General features: G+C 53.8%; 16 protein-coding genes. 14 read left to right on the top strand and 2 right to left on the bottom strand.

What is annotated here, in order from left to right; translation table 11 throughout:
* Positions 1–27: 27 nt before the first annotated feature.
* Both yfbR and GC090_RS06655 read right to left on the bottom strand, forming a co-directional pair.
* A complete protein-coding gene (yfbR, locus tag GC090_RS06650; RefSeq protein WP_006120030.1) occupies positions 28–627 on the bottom strand; it encodes a 5'-deoxynucleotidase in 600 nt (199 codons plus the stop codon).
* A gap of 70 nt (positions 628–697) precedes the next feature.
* Positions 698–1,915: a pyridoxal phosphate-dependent aminotransferase gene (locus tag GC090_RS06655; RefSeq protein ID WP_033740636.1), complete on the bottom strand. Its 1,218-nt coding sequence runs from the start codon at positions 1,913–1,915 to the stop codon at positions 698–700.
* A gap of 961 nt (positions 1,916–2,876) precedes the next feature.
* Between GC090_RS06655 and lrhA the strand changes: the two genes are divergently transcribed.
* From lrhA to nuoN, 14 genes are all read left to right on the top strand, one after another.
* Positions 2,877–3,800, top strand: coding sequence for a transcriptional regulator LrhA (gene lrhA, locus GC090_RS06660; protein WP_033740635.1), 924 nt, complete (start codon positions 2,877–2,879; stop codon positions 3,798–3,800).
* Between the two features lie 638 nt (positions 3,801–4,438).
* Positions 4,439–4,882 carry an NADH-quinone oxidoreductase subunit A gene (locus tag GC090_RS06665; protein WP_006120027.1) on the top strand — a complete coding sequence of 148 codons (444 nt, stop codon included), beginning with the start codon at positions 4,439–4,441 and terminating at the stop codon, positions 4,880–4,882.
* A gap of 15 nt (positions 4,883–4,897) precedes the next feature.
* Entirely contained in the window at positions 4,898–5,575 is a 678-nt protein-coding gene (locus GC090_RS06670) for a NuoB/complex I 20 kDa subunit family protein (protein WP_006120026.1), read from the top strand.
* A gap of 115 nt (positions 5,576–5,690) precedes the next feature.
* Positions 5,691–7,490 carry an NADH-quinone oxidoreductase subunit C/D gene (gene nuoC / locus GC090_RS06675; RefSeq protein WP_324021167.1) on the top strand — a complete coding sequence of 600 codons (1,800 nt, stop codon included), beginning with the start codon at positions 5,691–5,693 and terminating at the stop codon, positions 7,488–7,490.
* 2 nt (positions 7,491–7,492) lie between these two features.
* Positions 7,493–8,008 (top strand): NADH-quinone oxidoreductase subunit NuoE, encoded by a 516-nt coding sequence (gene nuoE / locus GC090_RS06680; protein WP_006120024.1) that lies wholly within the window; start codon positions 7,493–7,495, stop codon positions 8,006–8,008.
* Between the two features lie 2 nt (positions 8,009–8,010).
* The gene (nuoF, locus tag GC090_RS06685; RefSeq protein ID WP_170317973.1) at positions 8,011–9,351 is read left to right on the top strand and encodes an NADH-quinone oxidoreductase subunit NuoF; all 1,341 of its coding nucleotides are present in this window, start codon (positions 8,011–8,013) and stop codon (positions 9,349–9,351) included.
* 111 nt (positions 9,352–9,462) lie between these two features.
* Positions 9,463–12,186 carry an NADH-quinone oxidoreductase subunit NuoG gene (gene nuoG, locus GC090_RS06690; protein WP_324021169.1) on the top strand — a complete coding sequence of 908 codons (2,724 nt, stop codon included), beginning with the start codon at positions 9,463–9,465 and terminating at the stop codon, positions 12,184–12,186.
* Positions 12,183–13,160 carry an NADH-quinone oxidoreductase subunit NuoH gene (gene nuoH / locus GC090_RS06695; RefSeq protein ID WP_033740629.1) on the top strand — a complete coding sequence of 326 codons (978 nt, stop codon included), beginning with the start codon at positions 12,183–12,185 and terminating at the stop codon, positions 13,158–13,160. Before nuoG ends, nuoH begins: the two co-directional genes overlap by 4 nt.
* A gap of 10 nt (positions 13,161–13,170) precedes the next feature.
* Positions 13,171–13,713, top strand: a complete 543-nt coding sequence (nuoI, locus tag GC090_RS06700) for an NADH-quinone oxidoreductase subunit NuoI (protein WP_006120020.1) — start codon at positions 13,171–13,173, stop codon at positions 13,711–13,713.
* Positions 13,714–13,723: 10 nt separating this feature from the next.
* Positions 13,724–14,275, top strand: a complete 552-nt coding sequence (gene nuoJ, locus GC090_RS06705) for an NADH-quinone oxidoreductase subunit J (RefSeq protein WP_006120019.1) — start codon at positions 13,724–13,726, stop codon at positions 14,273–14,275.
* Positions 14,272–14,574 (top strand): NADH-quinone oxidoreductase subunit NuoK, encoded by a 303-nt coding sequence (nuoK, locus tag GC090_RS06710; protein ID WP_028724970.1) that lies wholly within the window; start codon positions 14,272–14,274, stop codon positions 14,572–14,574. Before nuoJ ends, nuoK begins: the two co-directional genes overlap by 4 nt.
* The gene (gene nuoL / locus GC090_RS06715) at positions 14,571–16,406 is read left to right on the top strand and encodes an NADH-quinone oxidoreductase subunit L (protein ID WP_033740625.1); all 1,836 of its coding nucleotides are present in this window, start codon (positions 14,571–14,573) and stop codon (positions 16,404–16,406) included. The genes nuoK and nuoL overlap by 4 nt, the downstream gene beginning before the upstream one ends.
* A gap of 209 nt (positions 16,407–16,615) precedes the next feature.
* Positions 16,616–18,136 carry an NADH-quinone oxidoreductase subunit M gene (nuoM, locus tag GC090_RS06720; RefSeq protein ID WP_033740623.1) on the top strand — a complete coding sequence of 507 codons (1,521 nt, stop codon included), beginning with the start codon at positions 16,616–16,618 and terminating at the stop codon, positions 18,134–18,136.
* A gap of 6 nt (positions 18,137–18,142) precedes the next feature.
* Positions 18,143–19,600, top strand: a complete 1,458-nt coding sequence (gene nuoN / locus GC090_RS06725) for an NADH-quinone oxidoreductase subunit NuoN (RefSeq protein ID WP_006120015.1) — start codon at positions 18,143–18,145, stop codon at positions 19,598–19,600.
* The last annotated feature ends 178 nt before the right edge of the window (positions 19,601–19,778 follow it).

Here is a 19,778-nt window from a genome sequence, read left to right on the forward strand (position 1 = left end):
CAGAGTGGCGGCATCGGGCCGCCCGAATCAGAGCGGTGTATCTTGCGAGATTTCGTCCAGAGACAGGCTAAAGCTTGGGATAAACACCTCAACAAAATAGCTCATTTCAGGCGAGCGACGCTGAGTCAGGGTTTTTTCCAGCCGCGCCTTGGCGAGTAAGAATTCATTGTTGCCTGCCGACAACTCTTCCAGGCATTTAACGTAGGCGCAGAGTGCGTCGGCCTGCTTCACTACCGCTTTCTCATCTTCACTGTGCAGATGTTCATCAATCAGCGGGCGATAAACGTCCTGCAACTCGTCGGGCAGCATCTCAATCAACTTCTGCTGCGCGATTTTCTCAATCTTTTTGTATTCATGGGCAATTTGCGCGTTGTAATACTTCACCGGGGTAGGCAAATCGCCCGTGAGCACTTCACTGGCATCATGGTACAGCGCCATCATCGCGATGCGCTCGGCATTCAGGTTACCGTTAAACTTTTTGTTCTTGATGATGGCCAGCGCATGGGCGACCATCGCCACCTGTAAACTGTGTTCAGAGACGTTTTCGGTCCGCACGTTACGCATCAGTGGCCAGCGGTTAATCAGTTTGAGGCGTGAGAGGTGGGCGAAGAAATGGCTTTGAGTCATGGTCGTTCCTGTTTACGACAGGGGAGAGGTCAACTCTCCCCAAAATGACATCAGTATAGATGCAACAGGACTACTGGCGGTAGCCTTGCAGGAAACGGCCAAACTTATTGATGGCCATTTCCAGGTCATCGACGCGCGGCAGGGTTACGATACGCAGATGATCGGGCCACGGCCAGTTAAACGCGGTGCCCTGCACCAGCAGCACTTTTTCCTGTAACAGGAAGTCCAGCACCATCTTCTGGTCGTCCTGAATATTGAATTTTTTGGCATCAATTTTCGGGAACATGTACAGCGCTCCCTCCGGCTTCACACAACTGACGCCGGGAATATCGTTGATCAGTTCCCAGGCACGCTGACGCTGTTCGTAGAGACGACCACCCGGTGCGATGAACTCGCTGATGCTCTGATATCCCCCCAGGGCGGTCTGAATTGCGTGCTGCGCCGGAACGTTGGCGCACAGGCGCATGGAAGCCAGCATTTCCAGCCCTTCTATATAGCCTTTTGCGTGCTTTTTCGGACCATTCAGCACCATCCAGCCCTGACGGAAGCCCGCCACGCGGTAGGTTTTTGACAGGCCGTTAAACGTGACCGTTAACAAGTCCGGTGCCAGTGCGGCAATAGAGTGGTGCTGTGCGGCATCGTAGAGGATCTTATCGTAGATCTCGTCAGCAAATATAATCAGGTTATGCTGACGGGCTATCTCAACCACGTCCATCAGCAGCTCTTTGCTGTAAACCGCACCGGTGGGGTTGTTGGGGTTGATGATAACAATGCCGCGAGTGCGTGGCGTAATTTTGCTACGAATATCGTCCAGGTCCGGGAACCAGCCGGCGGACTCATCACACAAATAGTGCACGGCTTTTCCGCTCGACAGCGACACGGCTGCCGTCCAGAGCGGATAGTCCGGTGCCGGAACCAGCATTTCATCTCCGCTGTTCAGCAGCGCCTGCATCGCCTGAACGATCAGTTCTGAGACACCGTTTCCAATGTAGATATCTTCTACTGTGACATCGCGCATATCCCGCGCCTGATAATGCTGCATGATGGCCTTTCGGGCGGAATAGAGCCCTTTGGAATCGCAATAACCTTGTGCACTGGGCAGGTTACGGATCACATCCACCAGAATTTCATCGGGCGCTTCAAAGCCAAACGGCGCGGGGTTACCGATGTTCAACTTGAGAACTTTATTACCTTCTTCTTCCAGGCGCTTGGCCTCTTTTAAAACCGGCCCACGAATGTCATAACACACATTGTCCAGTTTGCCGGATTTATCAATTTGAAAAGTCATTTTTGGCCGCCTTAATATGCAGAATCCTTTTGCCTGCCGCTGAAAACAAACCTGCACAATGTACTCTCCTCACGAACACAAAAGAAGGGCGCGAGGTGGTTTTGGCGTCTTCAGCATCTTTGTCTCCGTCCAGACGACGTAATGCATATTGCTTATGACCCTGTATGGTTTAAAAGTCTGCTTTAGTCATCATTAATGGTTTTTTATGCTGCCTGATAAAAAGGCTTTGTTTGGCGCGTTGCTGTTTTTTTTATGCCGACAGGGAACGTAATTGACATAGTGAAATCAGAACAGGCCTAATGCGTCATAAATGAAATAGTTTAATTATGCTTTATTGATGCATAAATTTTGCACGATAGTGCATAGCGTAAGTAGGGTGTGACAGCCGTGCATTAATCGTTAATACGGTTAACTATTTTATCTCTAAGGACTTTTTTCCGTTTTTTGAAGCCAGGCTAAAAAACAGAGAGCATCTTTAGTACAGGTTTACCTGTCTAAAAGTCTTATTCACTGTTTTTGGGCGGGTTGAATGCGCACAGGACGTGCAGGACGTGTTGGAAAATGCGATCCGATCAAAATTTGCAATGCTTTTCATAAAAACATTTCCATTTTGCGGTCAAAAATGATTAAGTATAATTTACTATTTGATGTGATTAAACGCGATACAGCGTGTGTGTATGACAGACCCATTTACCCCGGCGTAATGACTTTTTTGGGGTTGAAAAAGACAACTACACAGCTTCCCGCAATTTTGCATTCAGTGCCTTCGGTACAGAAGTTGTCTCTGTCTTCAGGTCACGGCTTCCGTGTTTTACAGGAACGTGCCGTGCGCCTTCGTAAGTAAATTTTATGTCGGCCCTGTGTTGGGACGGCATGAAGCATCATTACCGCTTATCGCTTTGATAAGCTTGTAATAACACCAGGATAGTAGTTCTTAAAACTCTAATAAGTGAAGAAAAACATGACTAATGCAAATCGTCCGATACTTAATCTCGATCTCGATCTGCTTCGAACTTTTGTTGCTGTTGCGGATTTAAACACCTTTGCAGCCGCGGCTGCTGCGGTATGCAGAACGCAATCGGCAGTAAGTCAGCAGATGCAGCGTCTGGAACAACTGGTCGGTAAAGAGTTGTTTGCCAGGCATGGCCGCAACAAATTATTAACAGAACATGGCATTCAGCTTCTGGGTTATGCCAGAAAAATTCTGCGTTTTAACGATGAAGCCTGCACATCGCTGATGTACAGCAATATTCAGGGCGTTCTGACAATCGGGGCGTCAGACGATACGTCCGATACCATTCTGCCGTTCCTGTTAAACCGCGTTACCTCTGTTTATCCCAAACTGGCCATTGACGTTCGTGTGAAACGCAATCCATTTATGATGGAAATGCTGAATCAGGGCGAAGTCGATCTGGTTGTTACCACCTCCAGTCCGGGTAACTTTACACATCAGGTACTGCGGACATCGCCAACCCTGTGGTATTGCGCAGCGGACTATGTGTTCCAGCGTGGGGAAGCGATCCCTCTGGTATTGCTGGATGAACCCAGCCCTTACCGTGATATGGCGATTGACCATCTGAACGAAGCAGGCATTCCCTGGCGCATCTCTTACGTCGCTTCAACGCTGGCAGCGGTGCGTGCTGCCGTTAAAGCTGGTTTAGGCGTGACCGCGCGTCCGGTGGAGATGATGAGCCCTGAACTGCGCGTAATGGGTGCAGCAGAAGGATTACCGGTGCTGCCAGATACTCAGTATCTGCTGTGCCGCAACGCGGACAACGACAACGAACTGGCGCTGGCCATTTTCAACGCCATGCAGTCTACCCACGATCCCTACAACATGATCGGCAATGCCGATGGTGCCTTACTGCTGGACGACGAAGAGTAAATCCCGTCTTCTTTCGCAAAAAATGCGAAATCTGCCGGCACGTTAATCTGAGTAAATGCGCCTTTTGTTCTGTAACCGGAACAAGAGGCTTTTTTTTGCTGCTTTTCTGACCCGTGGTTTTCTTTTTCAGTCCTGTTCTGTCAATTACCTGTTCATACTCTGGTCAACAGGGCGAGTGGGGAAGGGAAAGCACGAAGTGGAGATTTGTTGATGCGAATCAGGCTGATAACTGATTAAATTTAACACAAAAATGATAATTCTGTGTTCTGGATCAACAAAATAGCCCTTCTAAAAGCAAGGCAATCTCGCCGAATCCTGTCAAACTATGCGCGTTGATAACGCGATCCACACGTTGAAATACCCGCTACACTGAAATTACCCCTACAGACTGAAGCGATTTAGCTGGAAACACGCGCGTCATATGTTAATAATATGATGCAGGTGTAAAATAATGTTTGGATACTTTTGTCAAAGTTGACAAAAGGTTATAGAAAGGAGTAAAAAACCACATAAAATTGCTGCTTATTGCACAGTAACAGCAAAATTTGTAAGGTTTTTATCCTTCCCTTTGAATCGATGTGGTGAGTTTGCTGCCAGAACCAGAGCAGGATGCCAGCGCCACTTTTGATGAGTAAGCAATGAGTATGTCAACTACCACCGAAATCATCGCTCAGCATTGGGCATTCATCGTTTTTATCGTCATCGCATTTGGCCTCTGTGCGTTTATGTTGACCGGAGGATGGCTGTTAGGCGGCAGAGCTCGTGCCCGTCATAAAGACACGCCTTTCGAATCCGGTATTGAATCCGTGGGTGATACTCACATCCGCTTATCCGCCAAATTCTACCTGGTGGCGATGTTCTTCGTTATCTTCGACGTCGAAGCTCTCTTTTTATACGCATGGGCGACCTCAATCCGTGAAAGTGGATGGGTCGGCTTTGTGGAAGCCGCAATTTTCATTTTGGTGCTCCTGGCGGGCCTGGTTTATCTGGTGCGCATTGGCGCGTTGGACTGGACTCCTGCACGCCGCCGAATCGTGGTTAAAACTCCCACGGTAAGTCACACCAATCCTCACAAGCAGTAAAAGAGAGGCAATAAGATGGACTATACGCTCACCCGCATAGACCCGAACGGTGGTGAGAACGACCGTTACCCTCTGCAAAAGCAGGAAATCGTCAGCGATCCGCTGGAGCAGCACGTTCATCGCAGCGTTTACATGGGCAAGCTCGAACATGCCCTGCACGACATGGTGAACTGGGGACGTAAGAATTCCCTGTGGCCCTACAACTTTGGTCTTTCCTGCTGCTACGTTGAGATGACCACCTCCTTCACCGCCGTGCACGATGTGGCGCGTTTTGGTGCTGAGGTTATGCGTGCCTCACCGCGTCAGGCCGACTTTATGGTTATTGCCGGTACGCCGTTCACTAAAATGGCCCCGGTGATTCAGCGTTTGTACGATCAGATGCTGGAGCCGAAATGGGTCATTTCCATGGGGGCCTGTGCTAACTCAGGCGGCATGTACGATATCTATTCTGTCGTGCAGGGCGTGGATAAATTCCTGCCGGTTGACGTTTACATTCCAGGTTGCCCACCGCGTCCTGAAGCCTACATGCAGGCTCTGCTGTTACTGCAGGAGTCGATTGGTAAAGAGCGTCGTCCTCTGTCCTGGGTGGTCGGCGATCAGGGCGTTTACCGTGCCAATATGCAGTCTGAGCGTGAACGTAAGCGTGGCGAGCGTATTGCAGTAACCAACCTGCGTACACCAGACGAAGTTTAAGTTAACCGTATGGATGGAATCAGTGCCTGCAGCGACAATACACAAATTAATGCATGGCACCATCCTGACGCCTTCATTTGAGCGCCTGTTAGCAGGCCGGAATGGTGAGTAACGTATGACAGATTTGACCACGCAAGATCTCGCTCAGCCGCTATGGCAAACCCGGGATCATCTGGATGACCCGGTAATTGGCGAATTGCGTAATCGTTTTGGGCCGGATGCCTTTACTGTTCAGGCAACACGTACCGGGATTCCGGTGGTATGGTTTAAGCGTGAACAGCTACTGGAAATCATCACTTTCCTGCGTAAATTACCCAAGCCTTACGTCATGCTCTATGACCTGCATGGTATGGACGAACGTTTACGCACCCACCGCGCCGGATTACCTGCCGCGGATTTTTCCGTTTTCTACCACCTGCTTTCGATTGAACGCAATCGCGACATCATGCTCAAGGTGGCATTGTCTGAAAACGATATGCACGTGCCGACCATCACGAAAATTTTCGCCAATGCGAACTGGTATGAGCGCGAAACCTGGGAGATGTTCGGCATCACTTTTGACGGTCACCCGCACCTGACCCGCATCATGATGCCGCAGACGTGGGAAGGGCACCCGCTGCGTAAGGATTACCCTGCGCGCGCCACCGAATTCGATCCTTTCACGCTGACCAAACAGAAAGAAGATCTGGAAATGGAAGCGCTGACGTTCAAGCCAGAAGACTGGGGCATGAAACGCAGTACTGCCAGTGAAGACTTCATGTTCCTTAACCTGGGTCCTAACCACCCCTCCGCGCACGGTGCGTTCCGCATCATTTTGCAGCTGGATGGTGAAGAGATTGTCGACTGCGTTCCGGATATTGGTTATCACCACCGTGGTGCCGAGAAGATGGGTGAGCGTCAGTCCTGGCACAGCTATATTCCCTACACTGACCGCATCGAATACCTCGGTGGCTGCGTCAACGAAATGCCTTATGTGCTGGCGGTAGAGAAACTGGCCGGCATCGTGGTGCCCGATCGCGTTAACGTAATCCGCGTGATGCTTTCAGAGCTGTTCCGCATCAACAGTCACCTGCTGTACATCTCCACCTTTATTCAGGACGTCGGGGCCATGACGCCGGTGTTCTTTGCCTTTACCGACCGTCAGAAAATTTATGACGTGGTGGAGGCGATTACTGGTTTCCGTATGCATCCGGCCTGGTTCCGTATTGGCGGCGTCGCACATGACCTGCCGAAAGGCTGGGAACGCCTGCTGCGTGACTTCCTGGACTGGATGCCAAAACGTCTGAAAGAGTATGACAAAGCGGCGCTGCGCAACACCGTACTGATGGGCCGTTCGCAGGGCGTAGCCGCCTATAACATGGAAGAAGCGCTGGCCTGGGGCACAACCGGTGCCGCACTACGTGCAACGGGTCTCGATTTTGACGTGCGTAAATGGCGCCCCTACTCAGGCTATGAAAACTTCGATTTTGAGGTTCCTGTGGGCGCCGGCATCAGTGATGCCTATACGCGCGTACAACTGAAAATGGAAGAGATGTGGCAGTCGCTGCGTATCCTGGAGCAGTGCCTGAACAACATGCCGGAAGGGCCGTTTAAGGCGGATCATCCGTTAACCACGCCGCCACCGAAAGAGCGTACGCTGCAGCACATTGAAACCCTGATCACCCACTTCCTGCAGGTTTCCTGGGGCCCGGTCATGCCGGCCAACGAATCTTTCCAGATGATTGAGGCGACCAAAGGGATCAACAGTTACTACCTGACCAGCGACGGCAGCACGATGAGTTACCGCACGCGTGTGCGTACACCGAGCTTCCCGCACCTGCAGCAGATTCCATCGGTAATCCGTGGCAGCCTGGTATCCGACCTGATCGTATACCTCGGTAGTATCGACTTTGTTATGTCAGACGTGGACCGCTAATTATGCACGATCAACACATTGCTATTAAAACGATCGACCCTAACGAGGTCTTCGTGCTGAGTGCGGAAGAGCACCATGCGATTGAGCACGAAAAACACCATTACGAAGATGCGCGCGCTGCCTCCATTGAAGCACTGAAAATTGTGCAGAAGCAGCGCGGCTGGGTGCCTGACGGTGCGATCCATGCGATTGCAGAAGTGTTAGGGATTCCTGCAAGCGACGTAGAAGGCGTGGCAACGTTCTATAGTCAGATTTTCCGTCAGCCTGTTGGCCGTCACGTGATTCGCTACTGCGACAGCGTGGTGTGCCACATCACCGGTTTTCAGGGGATTCAGGCGGCACTGGAAGAAAACCTGAATATTAAGCCTGGCCAGACGACAACCGACGGTCGCTTTACCTTACTGCCGACCTGTTGCCTGGGTAACTGTGATAAAGGTCCAACCATGATGGTGGATGAAGATACCCACGTTCATCTGACGCCGGAAGGCATCGCCTCTTTGCTGGAGCAGTATCAATGACAATCAAACAGATCATTCGTACTGCTGAAACCCATCCCCTGACCTGGCGCATGCGCGAGGATCAGCAGCCGGTATGGCTTGATGAGTATCGCAGCAAAAACGGCTATGCCGGTGCGGAAAAAGCCCTGAAAGGGATGGCACCTGACGAAATCGTCTCACTGGTAAAAGATTCCGGTCTGAAAGGGCGCGGCGGTGCCGGGTTCTCGACGGGCCTGAAGTGGAGCCTGATGCCGAAAGATGAATCCATGAACATCCGTTACCTGCTGTGTAACGCCGATGAAATGGAGCCTGGCACGTATAAAGACCGCCTGTTGATGGAACAGATGCCGCATCAGCTGGTGGAAGGCATGCTAATCAGTGCGTTTGCCCTGAAAGCTTACCGGGGCTACATCTTTCTGCGCGGCGAATACATTGAAGCCGCAGTGCATCTGCGTCGTGCGATTGCGGAAGCCACTGAAGCAGGCCTGTTGGGCAAAAACATTCTGGGTACCGGTTTTGATTTTGAACTGTTCGTCCACACCGGTGCGGGACGTTATATCTGCGGTGAAGAAACGGCACTGATTAACTCCCTGGAAGGTCGCCGTGCCAACCCACGTTCCAAGCCGCCTTTCCCGGCAAGCGCGGGCGTGTGGGGCAAGCCGACCTGCGTGAACAACGTTGAAACGCTGTCGAACGTGCCGGCTATTCTGGCCAACGGCGTCGAGTGGTACAAAGGTCTGTCAAAAAGCGACGACGCCGGTACGAAACTGATGGGCTTCTCCGGCCGGGTGAAAAACCCTGGGGTGTGGGAACTGCCATTTGGCATCACCGCACGCGAAATCCTTGAGGATTATGCCGGCGGTATGCGCGACGGCCTGCGTTTTAAAGCCTGGCAGCCGGGTGGCGCGGGGACCGACTTTTTAACGGAGCAGCACCTCGATCTGCCCATGGAATTTGCCAGCATTGGTAAAGCCGGCAGCCGTCTGGGTACCGCTCTGGCAATGGCCGTGGACCATGAAATCAACATGGTTTCACTGGTGCGTAACCTGGAAGAGTTCTTTGCCCGCGAATCCTGCGGTTGGTGTACGCCATGCCGTGATGGCCTGCCGTGGAGCGTGAAGATTCTGCGCGCGCTGGAGCAGAAAAAAGGCCAGCCGGGGGACATTGAGACCCTGGAGCAGCTTTGCCGCCAGCTTGGCCCGGGCAAAACCTTCTGTGCCCACGCGCCGGGTGCGGTCGAGCCGCTGCAGAGCGCCATTAAATATTTCCGTGAAGAGTTTGAAGCCGGCATTGCGCCGCAGGTGTTTGGCAATACCCGATCTATCGGCGGTATTCAGCCAAACCTGCTGAAAGCGCGCTGGTAATTCGCCGTTATCCACGGGAGCTGGCCCTGTGCCGCCGTCCCTGTTGCAGTGTGCAGGGGCAAGAATTTGATTAACGCTCGTTTCTGACGAGCCTGACGGAAGCATGTCACTATGGCTACAATCCATGTAGACGGTAAAGAATATGATGTGAACGGAGCGGACAACCTGCTACAGGCATGTCTGTCTCTGGGCCTTGATATTCCTTATTTTTGCTGGCATCCGGCGCTGGGAAGCGTGGGTGCCTGCCGCCAGTGTGCGGTGAAGCAATTCCAGAACGCTGAAGACACCCGCGGCCGCCTTGTCATGTCCTGTATGACACCGGCGTCCGATGGCACCTTCATCTCAATTGATGATGGCGAAGCGAAAGAGTTCCGTGAAAGCGTGGTGGAGTGGTTAATGACTAACCACCCACATGACTGTCCGGTATGTGAAGAGGGCGGTAACTGTCATCTTCAGGATATGACGGTCATGACAGGCCACAGCTTCCGCCGCTATCGCTTCACCAAACGTACTCACCGCAATCAGGATCTCGGTCCGTTCATCTCGCACGAAATGAACCGCTGTATCGCCTGCTACCGCTGCGTTCGTTACTACAAAGATTATGCCGACGGTAAAGATCTGGGCGTGTATGGTGCGCACGACAACGTGTATTTTGGTCGTCCGGAAGACGGCACGCTGGAAAGCGAGTTTTCCGGTAACCTGGTCGAAATCTGCCCGACCGGCGTGTTCACCGATAAAACCCACTCCGAACGCTATAACCGTAAATGGGATATGCAGTTCGCGCCAAGCATCTGTCAGCAGTGCAGCGTAGGCTGTAACACCAGCCCCGGTGAGCGCTACGGCGAACTGCGTCGTATCGAAAACCGCTACAACGGCAGCGTTAACCACTACTTCCTGTGCGATCGTGGTCGCTTTGGCTACGGTTATGTCAATCTGAAAGATCGTCCTCGCCATCCGGTCCAGTTGCGTGGCAACGACAGCGTGAAGCTGAATGCCGAGCAGGCCGTTAACGCCGGAGCCGATGTCCTGCGTCAGGCGAAGCGCGTCATTGGTATTGGTTCGCCGCGTGCCAGCATCGAAAGTAACTTTGCTCTGCGCGAACTGGTCGGTGCGGAAAACTTCTCTACCGGTATGCCCGCGGGCGAACAGGCGCGTCTTGAACTGCTGCTGAAAGTGCTGCGTGAAGGCGGCATTTATACGCCTTCACTGCGCGAGATCGAGAGCTACGACGCGGTGCTGGTGTTAGGCGAAGACCTGACACAGGTTGGCGCACGCGTGGCCCTGTCAGTGCGTCAGGCAGTAAAAGGCAAAGCCCGCGAAATGGCCGCTGCGCAGAAAGTCGCAGACTGGCAGATCGCCGCGATCCTCAATATCGGTCAGCACGCTAAGCATCCGTTATTTGTCACCAACGTCGATGAAACCCGTCTGGACGACATCGCGGCGTGGAGCTACCGTGCCCCGGTTGAAGAACAGGCGCGTCTTGGCTTTGCGATTGCCCACGCGCTGGACGACAGTGCGCCAGCCGTCAGCGATTTCGACAGTGCGCTGAACGGTAAGCTGGATGTGGTGGTACAGGCGCTGGCCGGTGCAAAAAAACCGCTAATCATTTCCGGTGTGCATTCAGGCAGCAGTGCCATGATCGAAGCGGCCGCGAACGTGACCAAAGCCCTGAAAGCGCGCGGTGCAGACGTCGGTATCACCCTGCTGGCTGGTCATGCTAACAGCATGGGCCTGGGCCTGATGGGTGGCAATACGCTGGATCAGGCACTGGAACAACTGCAGAACGGCGAAGCCGATGCGGTCGTGGTGCTGGAAAACGATTTGTATCGCCATGCGCCAAAAGCGCAGGTCGATGCGGCGCTGAACCATGCGGCTAACGTGATTGTGGTCGATCATCAGCGCACCGCCACGGTGGAAAAAGCCGGACTGGTGCTTTCCGCTGCCAGTTTTGCCGAAAGCGACGGTACGTCAATTAACCATGAGGGCCGCGCACAGCGCTTCTTCCAGGTGTACGATCCTGCCTACTACGATAACAGCATTGTGATGCTGGAAAGCTGGCGCTGGTTGCACTCGCTGCACAGCGCGCTGGAAAGCCGTCACGTTGACTGGACGCAACTGGACCATGTCATTGATGCCGTTGTGGCAAGTCTGCCACAGCTGAAAGGGATCAAGGATGCGGCGCCGGATGCCAGCTTCCGTATTCGTGGTCAGAAGCTGGCGCGTTCTCCGCACCGTGCCAGTGGGCGTACTGCTGCGCGCGCGAATATCAGCGTGCACGAGCCGCGTCAGCCGCAGGATCAGGACACCATGTTTGCCTTCTCGATGGAAGGAAACAACCAGCCGAGCGCCCCGCGTTCGCAAATTCCGTTTGCGTGGGCACCAGGCTGGAACTCACCGCAGGCGTGGAACAAATTCCAGGATGAAGTGGGCGGGAAACTGCGTCATGGCGATCCCGGTGTGCGTTTGTTCGAAGCCAGCGATGCGCAGCTTGCCTGGTTCAGCAGCGTGCCAGAAGCCTATGCCACGCAAGGTCAGTTCCGCGTCGCGCCTTACTACCAGTTATTCGGAAGTGAAGAAATGACGCAGCGTGCGCCGGTTATCCAGCAGCGCATGTCGGCACCAACCCTGGTTCTGAACCCGGAAGATGCCGCGAAGCTGGGCGTGAATAACGGTGCAGCAGTGGAATTAACCTGTGCAGGTGAAACCGTACGTTTGCCAGTGCGTTTCTCGGCTTCTTTGCAGGCAGGGCAGGTTGGGCTTCCACTCGGTATGCCGGGTGTCCCGCCCTTCCTGGCGAATGCAAAAATTGATTCTCTGCAGGAGGCGGCGCAATGAGCTGGTTAACACCGGATGTTATCGACATTCTGATCGCCATTGGTAAAGCGCTGGTGATTTTGCTGGTCGTGGTGGCCTGCGGTGCGTTTATGAGCTTCGCCGAGCGTCGTTTGCTCGGCCTGTTTCAGAACCGCTATGGGCCAAACCGTGTGGGCTGGGGCGGATCGTTGCAGCTGGTTGCTGACATGATCAAGATGTTCTTTAAAGAGGACTGGGTTCCCCCGTTCACCGATCGCTTTATCTTTACGCTGGCGCCGGTCATCGCGTTTGTTTCCCTGCTGCTGGCCTTTGCTATCGTCCCGGTTTCACCGACCTGGGTGGTGACCGATCTCAATATCGGGTTGCTGTTCTTCCTGATGATGGCGGGCCTGGCTGTATATGCCGTGCTGTTTGCGGGCTGGTCGAGTAATAACAAATACTCGCTGTTAGGTGCGATGCGTGCCTCTGCGCAGACCTTGAGTTACGAAGTGTTCCTGGGTCTGTCACTGATGGGCGTGGTAGCGCAGGCGGGCTCGTTCAACATGACCGATATCGTCAACAGTCAGACGCATCTGTGGAACATCATCCCGCAGTTCTTTGGGTTTGTGACCTTCTGTATCGCGGGCGTGGCCGTTTGTCACCGCCATCCGTTTGACCAGCCCGAAGCCGAGCAGGAACTGGCTGACGGTTACCACATTGAATATGCCGGTATGAAATTTGGTCTGTTCTTTGTCGGCGAATATGTCGCGATTACCACCGTTTCAGCGCTGATTGTGACGCTGTTCTTTGGTGGCTGGCACGGGCCTTTCCTGCCGCCGTTCATCTGGTTCGCCCTGAAAACGGCGTTCTTTATGATGATGTTCATCCTGATTCGTGCTGCGCTTCCGCGTCCACGCTATGACCAGGTGCTGTCGTTCGGCTGGAAAGTGTGTCTGCCGTTGACGCTGTTGAACCTGCTGGCGACCGCCGCAGTGATTCTTTATACAGCGCAGTAAGGGGTAACAAATGACGTTAAAAGATATTGTCGTAGGCTTCGGCACGACAGTGCGCAGTATCTGGATGATTGGCATGCACGCCTTCGCGAAACGCGAAACCCAGATGTATCCAGAAGAGCCGGTCTACCTGCCACCGCGTTACCGTGGCCGTATTGTGTTGACCCGCGATCCTGATGGTGCAGAGCGTTGTGTTGCCTGTAACCTGTGTGCGGTAGCCTGTCCGGTAGGCTGTATTTCGCTGCAAAAAGCGGAAACCAAAGACGGCCGCTGGTATCCAGAGTTCTTCCGTATCAACTTCTCACGCTGCATTTTCTGCGGCCTGTGCGAAGAGGCCTGCCCAACCACCGCTATCCAGCTGACGCCGGATTTCGAACTGGGCGAGTTCAAGCGTCAGGATCTGGTATACGAAAAAGAAGACCTGTTGATCTCGGGGCCGGGTAAATATCCGGAGTACAACTTCTACCGTATGGCAGGTATGGCAATTGACGGTAAAGATAAGGGTGACGCAGAGAACGAAGCGAAACCTATCGACGTCAAAGGCTTACTACCTTAAGGAGCAGGGCATGGAATTTGCGTTTTATCTTTGCGGACTGGTGGCGGTGGTGACGACGTTGCGCGTGATCACCCACACTAATCCGGTACATGCGTTGCTGTACCTGATCGTTTCGCTGTTATCGGTGGCTGGCGTCTTCTTCTCTCTGGGTGCCTACTTTGCAGGTGCGCTGGAAATTATTGTGTATGCCGGTGCCATCATGGTGCTGTTCGTGTTCGTTGTGATGATGCTTAACCTGGGCAAAGCCACGCAGAAACAGGAGCGTGAATGGTTAAGTCCGTCGTTATGGATTGGTCCGGGCCTGGTTTCGTTGCTGCTGCTGGCAGTGATGATCTACGCCATCATGACGGCACATGACCAGGGTATTGACGGCAAAATTATCGATGCGAAAGCGGTGGGCATCAGTCTGTTTGGCCCGTATGTGCTGGCGGTTGAACTGGCATCAATGCTGCTGCTGGCCGGCCTGGTTGTGGCTTTCCACCTGGGCCGCGAAGAGCGCCAGGGCGAAGTCCTGAGCAACCGTTCAAACGATGCCGCGCAGGCGAATAAGGAGCAAGCATGATTCCCTTACAACATGGATTGATTCTGGCGGCGGTGCTGTTTGTGCTGGGACTGACCTCGCTGGTGTTGCGCCGTAATCTGCTGTTTATGCTGATAAGCCTGGAAATCATGATCAATGCCGCGGCGCTGGCGCTGGTTGTTGCAGGCAGCTACTGGGGACAGGCTGACGGTCAGGTGATGTATATTCTGGCTATCAGTCTCGCCGCAGCGGAAGCCAGTATTGGGCTGGCCCTGCTGCTTCAGCTCTATCGTCGTCGTCAGACGCTGAACATTGATACTGTGAGCGAGATGCGCGGATGAACCTTCTCTATTTAACTGTCTTATTTCCGCTAATCGGCTTTCTGCTGTTAGCGTTCTCCCGTGGCCGCTGGTCAGAAAACCTGTCCGCGACCGTGGGCATGGGATCGGTCGGGCTGGCCGCGCTCACCACGGTGTTTGTGGGTTTCGACTTCTTTGCCCACGGGCAGCAGGTCTTCACTCAGGCGCTGTGGACCTGGATTCATGTCGGCAATTTTAATATTCAGGTCAATCTGACGCTGGATGGCCTGTCGCTCACCATGCTGTCGGTGGTGACCGGTGTCGGCTTCCTGATCCATATGTTCGCCTCGTGGTATATGCGTGGAGAAGAGGGATATTCACGCTTCTTCGCTTATACCAACCTGTTTATCGCCAGCATGGTTGTTCTGGTTCTGGCGGATAACCTGATGCTGATGTATCTGGGTTGGGAAGGGGTAGGGCTGTGCTCCTATCTTCTGATCGGCTTCTATTACAGCAATCCGGAAAACGGCAAGGCGGCGATGAAGGCATTCATCATCACGCGCGTCGGTGATGTCTTCCTGGCATTTGCGTTGTTCATCCTTTACAACGAACTGGGTACGCTCAACTTCCGCGAAATGGCGGAACTGGCTCCGGCACACTTTGCGGCGGACAACCATATGCTGCAATGGGCCACGCTGATGCTGTTAGGTGGCGCAGTAGGTAAGTCTGCGCAGCTGCCGCTTCAGACCTGGCTGGCCGATGCGATGGCAGGTCCGACGCCGGTTTCCGCGCTGATTCACGCCGCCACCATGGTGACGGCAGGGGTTTACCTGATTGCCCGCACCCACGGCCTGTTCCTGTTGACGCCTGAAGTGCTGCATCTGGTCGGTATTATCGGTGCGATTACGCTGGTACTGGCGGGTTTTGCTGCTCTGGTCCAGACGGATATCAAACGTGTACTGGCTTACTCTACCATGAGTCAGATCGGCTACATGTTCCTGGCGCTGGGCGTGCAGGCGTGGGATGCCGCCATTTTCCACCTGATGACCCATGCCTTCTTTAAAGCCTTGCTGTTCCTGTCCTCAGGTTCGGTTATTCTGGCCTGCCACCACGAGCAGAACATCTTTAAGATGGGCGGACTGCGTAAAAGCATCCCGCTGGTGTACACCTGCTTCCTGGTCGGCGGTGCTGCCCTGGCCGCATTGCCGCTGATTACCGCCGGTTTCTACAGCAAAGATGAAATCCTGTTTGGTGCACTGGCGAACGGCCATTTGAACCTGATGGTCGCGGGTCTGGTAGGGGCGTTCCTGACCTCAATCTACACCTTCCGCATGATCTTTATCGTCTTCCACGGCGAAGAGAAAATCCATGCACACGCGGGCAAAGGCATTACCCATCATCTGCCACTGATTGTGCTGCTGGTGCTCTCAACGTTTGTGGGTGCATTAATTACCCCACCGCTGGCGGGCGTTTTACCGGCCAATGAGTTTGGTGAGAACGGTAAAGTCACGCTGGAGATCGCGTCCGGCCTGGTCGCGGTTGCGGGCATCGTTATCGCCGCTGCCCTCTGGCTGGGCAAGCGTCAGCTGGTCAGCAGCGTGGCCAACAGTGCGCCGGGCCGTTTCTTCGGCACCTGGTGGTTCGCCGCCTGGGGCTTTGACTGGCTCTACGACAAAGTCTTTGTCAAACCGTATCTGGGCATTGCGTGGTTGTTAAAACGCGATCCTCTTAACGGCCTGATGAACCTGCCTGCGTTGCTTTCACGTATCGCCAATAAAGGTCTGGTGGTCAGTGAAAACGGGTATTTGCGCTGGTATGTCGCGTCGATGAGCGTTGGTGCCGTCGTTGTGCTGGCGCTGCTGCTGGTAATTTAAAGATTGATGAGCGGGTAGGTGTGAAAACTTACCCATTAAGAATGTCAAAGATTGTCTGATGTAAGGGCGTAATCGGCGCAGTCCGTTTTGCCACCGCCAGCGCACAGCAACCGGAGCGTACTGAAGTACGTGAGGATTGCGAGCACTGCCGGGGGCGAAACGGGCAAGTGAGATAGCCCGAGCCAGGACAAAAAAAAGGGAAGTATGCCGTGTTATTACCTTGGCTAATTTTCATACCCTTCTTCGGTGGTTTCGTCTGCTGGCTCACCGAGCGCTTCGGCGCGAAGGTGCCTCGCTGGATCGCACTGATCACCATGGGGCTGACGTTGGCGCTCTCGCTGCAACTCTGGTTGCAGGGGGGCTATTCACTGACGCAGGCAGCGGGTATTCCGCAGTGGCAATCGAGCTTCTCAGTACCCTGGATTCCCCGTTTCGGCATTAATTTCCATTTAGCGCTTGATGGCCTTTCGCTGTTAATGGTGGTGCTGACCGGACTGCTCGGCCTGATGGCAGTGCTGTGTTCCTGGAACGAAATTGAAAAGTATCAGGGCTTCTTTCATCTGAACCTGATGTGGATCCTGGGCGGCGTTATCGGCGTGTTCCTCGCCATTGACATGTTCCTGTTCTTCTTCTTCTGGGAAATGATGCTGGTGCCGATGTACTTCCTCATCGCGCTGTGGGGACATAAAGCATCGGACGGTAAAACCCGTATTACCGCCGCGACCAAATTCTTTATTTATACTCAGGCATCCGGTCTGGTGATGTTGATTGCGATTCTGGCGCTGGTGTTTGTTCACTACAACGCCACGGGCGTCTGGACGTTCAACTACGAGCAGTTGCTGAAGACGCCAATGTCGCACACCGTGGAGTACCTGCTGATGCTGGGCTTCTTCATCGCGTTTGCGGTGAAAATGCCGGTTGTCCCGCTTCATGGCTGGCTGCCTGATGCGCACAGTCAGGCTCCGACCGCAGGTTCAGTTGACCTGGCGGGTATCCTGCTGAAAACCGCCGCCTACGGCTTACTGCGCTTCAGCCTGCCGCTGTTTCCAAACGCCTCGGCAGAGTTTGCACCGATCGCGATGTGGTTAGGGATCATCGGGATTTTCTATGGTGCCTGGATGGCGTTCTCGCAGACGGATATCAAACGCCTGATTGCTTACACCTCGATTTCGCACATGGGCTTTGTCCTGATTGCGATTTACACCGGTAGCCAGTTGGCCTTCCAGGGCGCGGTTGTACAGATGATCGCGCACGGCCTGTCAGCAGCGGCGCTGTTTATCCTGTGCGGACAGCTGTACGAACGTCTGCATACCCGTGATATGCGTCAGATGGGCGGTTTGTGGTCGCGCATCAAATGGATTCCAGGGTTATCCCTGTTCTTTGCTGTCGCCAATCTGGGTATGCCAGGTACGGGTAACTTCGTCGGGGAATTCATGATCCTGACCGGCAGTTTCCAGATCGTTCCGGTCATTATCGTGATTGCGACCTTTGGCTTGGTTTTCGCCTCGGTCTATTCGCTGGTGATGATGCAACGTGCCTACTACGGTGAAGCGAAATCGAAAGATCCGCTGCCGGGCATGTCGGCGCGTGAATTCCTGACCATTGGGGTGCTCGTGGTCCTGCTGGTGCTGCTGGGTGTTTATCCTCAGCCGATTCTGGATACCTCACATGCTGCAATGAGCAATATTCAGCAGTGGTTTACCGCTTCAATTTCAACTACAAGGCCGTAATTCGCCATGACAATAACTCCTCAACAATTGATCGCGTTGCTGCCGCTGTTAATCGTCGGATTGACGGTGGTGGTTGTGATGCTGTCCATTGCCTGGCGACGCAACCACTTTGTTAACGCCACGCTAACAGTGGTTGGCCTGAACCTGGCACTGCTGTCACTGTATTTTGTCGGTCAGGTTGGCGCGATGGATGTCACGCCGCTGCTGCGTGTAGACGCGTATTCGATGTTCTATACCGCCCTGGTGATGCTCGCCAGCCTGGCAACCTGTACTTTTGCCTATCCGTGGCTGGCCACGTTCCCGGACAACAAGGACGAGTTTTATCTGCTGGTTCTGATTGCTGCACTGGGCGGTATTGTGTTGTCAGCGTCTAACCACCTTGCATCACTGTTTATCGGGATTGAACTGCTGTCACTGCCGTTGTTTGGTTTGATTGGTTACGCCTTCCGTCAGAAACGTTCGCTGGAAGCTGCCCTGAAATACACCATCCTGTCGGCGGCGGCATCGTCTTTCCTGCTGTTTGGTATCGCGCTGATTTACGCTGACTCGGGCAACCTGGGCTTCGTCAGCCTGGGTAAAAGTCTGACGGACAGCATGATTCAGGAGCCGCTGCTGCTGGTCGGTCTGGGCATGTTGATTATCGGTCTGGGCTTTAAACTGTCACTGGTGCCATTCCATCTGTGGACGCCGGACGTTTATCAGGGCGCACCCGCACCGGTTTCTACTTTCCTTGCCACCGCCAGCAAAATTGCGATCTTCGGCGTTATCATGCGCCTGTTTATGTACGCGCCGGTGACCGACAGCGAAGCCGTACGGACGGTACTGGCCGTGATTGCCTTTGTCTCCATCCTGTTCGGTAACCTGATGGCGATTTCGCAAAGCAATATCAAGCGCCTGCTGGGTTACTCTTCCATTGCGCATCTGGGGTATCTGCTGGTCGCGCTGATTGCGGTGAAAGATCATCAGCTGTCGCTGGAAACCGCAGGGGTTTACCTGGCCGGTTACCTGTTCAGCAGCCTCGGCGCGTTTGGTGTGGTAAGCCTGATGTCCAGTCCTTATCGTGGCCCGGATGCCGATTCGCTTTACTCCTATCGCGGGCTGTTCTGGCACCGTCCGATTCTGTCGGCCGTGATGACCGTGATGATGCTGTCGCTGGCGGGTATTCCCATGACGCTGGGCTTTATCGGTAAATTCTACGTGATTGCCTCTGGCGTGAGCGCCAACCTGTGGTGGTTGACCGGTGCGGTGGTGGTCGGCAGTGCGATTGGTCTTTACTACTATCTGCGCGTTACCGTCAGTCTTTATCTCAGCCCGCCTGAATTGCTGAGCCGCGATACGCCAGCCAACTGGGCCTTCACCGCCGGTGGCGTGGTTGTCTTGATCTCCGCGATTCTGGTGTTGGTGCTGGGTGTTTATCCGCAGCCGTTAATCAGACTGGTGCAGATGGCCCAGCCGCTGATGTAATGTCACGCTGTTGCGATCAATCAGGCCTTCGGGCCTGATTTTTTTTGTCTGAAAATCGACACAGGTGATTTTTGCATAGCCTTCGCAATATCACGTCGCGTCCGCTTTTCTCTTCGTTTTCATTCTGCATCTTCATTCTGTTTCCACAGTTTCGTGCTGAAATGGGGCGAACAGATAA

The organism is Pantoea sp. JZ29 (genome assembly GCF_035190385.1).
In the GTDB taxonomy this organism is placed as follows: Bacteria; Pseudomonadota; Gammaproteobacteria; order Enterobacterales; family Enterobacteriaceae; genus Pantoea; species Pantoea stewartii.

Bases quoted from the DNA above. Each gene is read 5' to 3' on its own strand.
- GC090_RS06665 (WP_006120027.1), top strand. From the start codon at position 4,439: ATGAGTATGTCAACTACCACCGAAATCATCGCTCAGCATTGGGCATTC.
- nuoG (WP_324021169.1), top strand. From the start codon at position 9,463: ATGGCTACAATCCATGTAGACGGTAAAGAATATGATGTGAACGGAGCG.
- yfbR (WP_006120030.1), bottom strand. From the start codon at position 627: ATGACTCAAAGCCATTTCTTCGCCCACCTCTCACGCCTCAAACTGATT.
- nuoJ (WP_006120019.1), top strand. From the start codon at position 13,724: ATGGAATTTGCGTTTTATCTTTGCGGACTGGTGGCGGTGGTGACGACG.
- nuoC (WP_324021167.1), top strand. From the start codon at position 5,691: ATGACAGATTTGACCACGCAAGATCTCGCTCAGCCGCTATGGCAAACC.
- nuoI (WP_006120020.1), top strand. From the start codon at position 13,171: ATGACGTTAAAAGATATTGTCGTAGGCTTCGGCACGACAGTGCGCAGT.
- nuoL (WP_033740625.1), top strand. From the start codon at position 14,571: ATGAACCTTCTCTATTTAACTGTCTTATTTCCGCTAATCGGCTTTCTG.
- lrhA (WP_033740635.1), top strand. From the start codon at position 2,877: ATGACTAATGCAAATCGTCCGATACTTAATCTCGATCTCGATCTGCTT.
- GC090_RS06670 (WP_006120026.1), top strand. From the start codon at position 4,898: ATGGACTATACGCTCACCCGCATAGACCCGAACGGTGGTGAGAACGAC.
- GC090_RS06655 (WP_033740636.1), bottom strand. From the start codon at position 1,915: ATGACTTTTCAAATTGATAAATCCGGCAAACTGGACAATGTGTGTTAT.
- nuoK (WP_028724970.1), top strand. From the start codon at position 14,272: ATGATTCCCTTACAACATGGATTGATTCTGGCGGCGGTGCTGTTTGTG.
- nuoN (WP_006120015.1), top strand. From the start codon at position 18,143: ATGACAATAACTCCTCAACAATTGATCGCGTTGCTGCCGCTGTTAATC.
- nuoH (WP_033740629.1), top strand. From the start codon at position 12,183: ATGAGCTGGTTAACACCGGATGTTATCGACATTCTGATCGCCATTGGT.
- nuoE (WP_006120024.1), top strand. From the start codon at position 7,493: ATGCACGATCAACACATTGCTATTAAAACGATCGACCCTAACGAGGTC.